This window comes from Wolbachia endosymbiont of Drosophila baimaii (assembly GCF_028982185.1).
Classification (GTDB): Bacteria; Pseudomonadota; Alphaproteobacteria; order Rickettsiales; family Anaplasmataceae; genus Wolbachia; species Wolbachia pipientis.
In genome coordinates this window covers 1-5,199 of the sequence record NZ_JAPQLE010000096.1, presented here as the reverse complement: position 1 = coordinate 5,199, position 5,199 = coordinate 1, and the positions used below count along the sequence as shown (strand labels likewise).

Genomic DNA, 5,199 nt, shown 5'->3' with positions numbered 1-5,199 from the left:
AGCATGCCATAAAAGCACTATATGCAGATAGAGCATGTGATAGGCACAAGTTTTATAAGTTGTGTAACGAATATGATATAAAGACAAAAATTCCACCAATAAACAATGCGGCAGAACATCCAGAAATAGATTATATGTCTGACAGGAATGCTGCTATTAGGTTAATAAAATTATACGGTGAAGATGGCATGAAAGAATGGAAAAAAGAAGTAAATTATGGGAAAAGATCTTATATTGAAGGGTTTTTCTCAAGATTAAAGCAAATATTCGGATTTAGTTTTAGGAATAAATCTGAGATAAATCGAGAAAAAGAACTGCTAATCAAATGCTATTTGCTTAATAAATTCACTGATATTGGTATGGCTAAATTTAAGATAGTTACATGAATTTACCATAAATCACCATCTCATAAAGTGTGATGCAACAAAGCCATCCCAGACTGGGATGACAAGAAGATGGTACTTGGATAAGAGGCATTGCCCTCCTGGTAGGCCCAAATTGCAATGTTCGTACAGTTGTGGATTTCTCATCCGCTAACAAGCAGCGAGATGACGAGGTCTTTCGATAGTAAATCTTACCTGTGTTAGCTATACCAAAAAATCAAAAGTCGTATTTATTCATTAATAAAATCTTTGTCTTCTCCTAAAAATTAGTTAAAATGTAGAATATTTTGTGTTATTAAGTTAGCACTTGACTTAACTTTAGTTGTTACTTAGACTGCTAAAGTGGAATTTTAATTTTTTTTACGAGGACAATTATGCATTATAAAAAGTTTTTTTCAGCAGCCGCTTTAGCAACGTTGCTAAGTTTATCAAACTCTGCTTTTTCAGATCCTGTTGGTCCAATAAGTGATGAAGAAACTAGCTACTACGTTCGTTTGCAATACAACGGTGAAGTTTTACCTCTTTTCACAAAAATTGAAGGTATTGAATATAAAAAGGCCACAGGCATTCATAATCCATTAAAAGCATCTTTTATAGCTGGTGGTGGTGCGTTTGGTTACAAAATGGACGACATCAGGGTTGATGTTGAAGGAGTTTATTCATACCTAAACAAAAATGATGTTACAGATGCAAAATTTACGCCAGATACTATTGCAGACAGTTTAACAGCAATTTCAGGGCTAGTTAACGTTTATTACGATATAGCAATTGAAGATATGCCTATCACTCCATATGTTGGTGTTGGTGTTGGTGCAGCGTATATTAGCACTCCTTTAAAAGACGCTGTGGATGATCAAAAAAGTAAATTTGGTTTTGCTGGTCAAGTAAAAGCTGGTGTTAGTTATGATGTAACTCCAGAAGTCAAACTTTATGCTGGAGCTCGTTATTTCGGTTCTTATGGTGCTAATTTCGATAAAAGCGGTGGTGAGAAAGACAAAGGAGGACATACAGTCCTTTACAGCACTGTTGGTGCAGAAGCTGGAGTAGCGTTTAATTTTTAGTCTATCTCAGTCTTGTTATCCCAGTGGGTTTTTTCTTGTCATTCAAGTAGCATGGCACTGGGATCTAGAAAAAAGAAATGTGGATTCCAGTGTCAAGGCACTGGAATAACACTATTTGCTATGTGTTTAAGCTATAACGTTTACCATTGTACTGGTAGAATATCATCTAAAGTTACATAATGTTATCCAATTAGCTAACACTGCGGCCTACTGTCTCCAAGAAATTAGATGGAAAATTTGTACTTTTTTCAAATCAAAGCTTGAATTTTTGCTGGAAAATCAATATATTATATGCATGAAGTTTTAATTTAAGTTGTTATGTTGACCTCAATGGCAAACTTATGTGTCGATAGCAGAACCAATCTCATGCAATATATTGCTAGGGTGCAAAAGTTTCCTATGCTGTCTCAAGAGGAAGAGGTACGATTAGCAAAAAATTGGAACCAATATAAGGATGTTTCTTCTGCTCATAAATTGATTACCAGCCATTTGAATTTGGTAGTGAAAATTGCAATGAAATTCAAAAATTATGGACTATTGTTGATGGACCTGGTCATGGAAGGAAATATGGGTTTAATGCATGCAGTGAAAAAGTTTAATCCTGATTTAGGGTTTCGTTTTTCAACTTATGCGGTGTGGTGGATTGAAGCTTCAATAAAAGACTTTATATTGAAATCTTGGTCGTTTGTGAAAATAGGCACAACGCAAGCACAAAGAAGACTATTTTTTAGTTTACGTAAAATAAAAAAAAGAATTTTACAGTATACAAACAGGGAAACTTTAAATAATGAAGAGATAAAAGCAATATCTAATGAGCTTTCTGTATCTGAAGGAGACGTTCTGCAGATGAATTACCGTTTGGCTTGTAAGGATCAGTCGCTAAACGATTGCATAAAAATAGGTGATGACTCTAAAAGGGAGTTGCAAGATATGATCCCATGTAACTTGGTCAGTCAAGAAGTAACCTATCAGAATCATGAAGAAAAAGAATTAAAAGAAACAATTTTAAACAATGCACTAGCGAGCCTCAACGAAAGGGCAAGAGACATTTTTATCAGTAGATATTTGTCTGAAAACATTCAAACTTTGGATGAACTTAGTAAAAAATATTGTGTTTCAAGAGAAAGAATAAGGCAGTTGGCTGAGCAGGCGATGGCTAAGGTAAAACGATATATACAATCTGAAAGTTTGAAATTTGGTTTGTATGCGTAGTTTTTTTATATTTCTAATATTTTTTTCGATAGGCGCTTTTGCATCAGTTAGTGATGTGCAATTGAAGGAAAAATATAAAGATTGGCTCGTGTATACTGCATTGGAAGATGGAGAGAAAGTATGTTATATTGTATCCTATCCTAAAAAAAAAAGCGAACATTATACAACCAACCGCAAGCCGTATGTAATGGTTAGTTATGTTGATAAAAAAGCAGATGAGGTAAGCGTTACCTCTGGTTTTCAGTATGACAAGGAGCCTGTAGCTCTCAATATCGACAAAAAAATTAAATATACACTGCCCATAATACAGGGAAGTTTTGCGTGGGCAGAGCATACAAAAATAGATCAAGATCTCATTCTAAAAATGAAGCAGGGATTATCAATGGTAGTTAATGGAAAAACAAAAACAGTGACCATTGATGATACTTATTCCCTACTTGGTTTTCAAAAAGCGTATCAAAAAATGCATGATTTATGCCATACAAAGTAAATTATTGTAACAGAATACCCAGCTATAGTATAAACTAGACTACTCTTTCAATGGAAATATAAATAGCACTTTACTTTATATGGGATGTGGATATCATTTAAAATATATTTTTGAGAGTTAGCAATGTCAGAGGTTGCAGGTGTAGATACAGAAATCAAAAAGCAAAATTCTGTGTGCGAGCAGATGCGTTTTAGCGTGAGCCGCACAAGTCTTTTAAATACATTATCCAGAGTAAGTGGAGTGGTTGAAAGGCGTAATGCAATAGATGTTTTGGCGTGTATAAATATCAAAGCACAACACGGCAGCATAAAATTAATGGCAACTGATCTTGACATTTCAATGTTTGCCTCACTTGCTGCAACCGTATTAACAGAAGGAGAAGTAAAAATTTCAGCACATACTTTACATGACATAGTGAAGAAGTTACCCGCTGATTTGGATGTCAATTTTGAAGTAAACAACCAAGGAAAATTATTGATGTCTTGCGGAAATGCAAACTTTTCTTTACCGAATGTAGTTTCAAGCAGCTTTCCTGCTCTTGAAGAAGACAATTATAAACATGATTTTACTCTACTAAATACAGACCTGATAGACTTATTAACTAAAACAAAATTTGCTGTATCACTAGATGATACAAGGTATAGTTTAAATGGAATATATCTACATACAGATGAGCAATTTCTGTACTGCGTTGCAACTGATGGCCATCGTTTATCATGTATAAAGAGGCCAAAGCCTGGGAACATCAATGGCGAATTTGGTGTGATCATTCCACGTAAAACTGTTATGGAGCTGTTAAAAATATTGGACGATTGTAATGAAATTAAAGTAAAACTCTCAGACAGAAAAATCAAGTTTACATGCGGTGAATATATTCTAATATCAAAATTAATAGATGGAACTTTTCCAAATTATAAAGCAGTTATTCCAGCATCTCAAGATAAGCATATGATTATTGAAAGTAAAAAACTTTCAGACGTTATAGATCGAGTTTCCGTTGTTGTATCTGATAAAGTAAAATCTATTAAATTCTCACTACAAGAAAAGCTGCTAACTCTGCATTCAAACTCCCAAGAGTGCAGTGATGCAACTGAATCCATAGAAGTGGACTACAATGAAGCCCCTATAGAAATAGGGTTCAACTCGCGTTATTTACTTGATGTTCTATCCTGCATAAAAAATAAATGTAAGTTTAGCTTAGCCGATGGTAATAGTGCTACAATTATCACTGATGAAGACGATTCAAGTGCATTATATGTAGTAATGCCAATGAGAACTTAAACTCGTCATCTCGCTGCTTGTTAGCGGAATCTGGAGATACCGTGGCGGTATGGCACTTATTTCACTAGCTTTTATTAAATTAGTAATCTATCTTTGCCAAATATAAGCCAAAAGGTGGTGCAGTAACTCCAGCGGCACTTCTTTTGCATTGGTTTAATATATTTAGCATTTCTTGCGGATTGGTTCTATTTTTTCCAAATTCAACTAAAGTACCCACAATAATCCTCACTTGGTTATGTAAAAAGGAAATAGCAGATATTTTGATGTGTATATGATTCCCATTTTGTATTATATCGATATCATCAATTGTTCTTATCGGATTTGCGGCTTGACAATCTTTTGAATGGAAACTTGAAAGGTCATGTTTTCCAAGTAGATGTTTAGCAGCTTCACGCATAATATTTACATCAAGTGGGCTAAACACTTGCCATACATAACCCGTCTCCAGAGTGGCAGGAGCATAGCGATTAACTATTCTATATTCGTAATATCTTTTTTTTGCTGAAAACCGTGCGTGAAACGCATCATCTACAACTTCTGCATTAAGCACGACTATAGGAATTGATTTTAAATGATAGTTTATTGCATTCCTTATTCTATAAAGCTCAAATTCCTTTTCCATATCAAAATGAGCAACTTGTCCTAAAGCATGAACTCCTGCATCAGTCCTGCCACCACAGTACAAAGTATAGCATTTCTCATAATAGTCCGAACAGGTCATAGGAAGGCAGAATCAACAGCACGACGAAAGGATTCGAATAGAGGAATGTTT

Annotated in this window: 5 protein-coding genes and 1 pseudogene; 5 read left to right on the top strand and 1 reads right to left on the bottom strand. The window is 34.7% G+C overall.

Going from position 1 to position 5,199, the window contains the following annotated elements:
- The 5 genes from OZD66_RS03225 to dnaN form a co-directional block, all read left to right on the top strand.
- Nucleotides 1–386 (top strand): transposase (locus OZD66_RS03225; protein WP_458695168.1); only part of this gene is annotated, 386 nt, incomplete at its 5' end.
- A gap of 371 nt (nucleotides 387–757) precedes the next feature.
- Nucleotides 758–1,444, top strand: a complete 687-nt coding sequence (locus tag OZD66_RS03220; protein WP_182367453.1) for a P44/Msp2 family outer membrane protein — start codon at nucleotides 758–760, stop codon at nucleotides 1,442–1,444.
- A gap of 318 nt (nucleotides 1,445–1,762) precedes the next feature.
- Nucleotides 1,763–2,656, top strand: a complete 894-nt coding sequence (locus OZD66_RS03215) for an RNA polymerase factor sigma-32 (protein ID WP_182367457.1) — start codon at nucleotides 1,763–1,765, stop codon at nucleotides 2,654–2,656.
- Complete coding sequence (locus OZD66_RS03210; RefSeq protein ID WP_182367460.1) at nucleotides 2,649–3,146, top strand: invasion associated locus B family protein; 498 nt, start codon at nucleotides 2,649–2,651, stop codon at nucleotides 3,144–3,146. The genes OZD66_RS03215 and OZD66_RS03210 overlap by 8 nt, the downstream gene beginning before the upstream one ends.
- Before the next feature lie 123 nt (nucleotides 3,147–3,269).
- Entirely contained in the window at nucleotides 3,270–4,427 is a 1,158-nt protein-coding gene (dnaN, locus tag OZD66_RS03205) for a DNA polymerase III subunit beta (RefSeq protein WP_182367463.1), read from the top strand.
- 79 nt (nucleotides 4,428–4,506) lie between these two features.
- On the opposite strand, the pseudogene truA reads toward dnaN, so the two are convergent.
- Nucleotides 4,507–5,115: pseudogene (truA, locus tag OZD66_RS03200) on the bottom strand (tRNA pseudouridine(38-40) synthase TruA); the annotation flags it as partial.
- Nucleotides 5,116–5,199 lie beyond the last annotated feature (84 nt).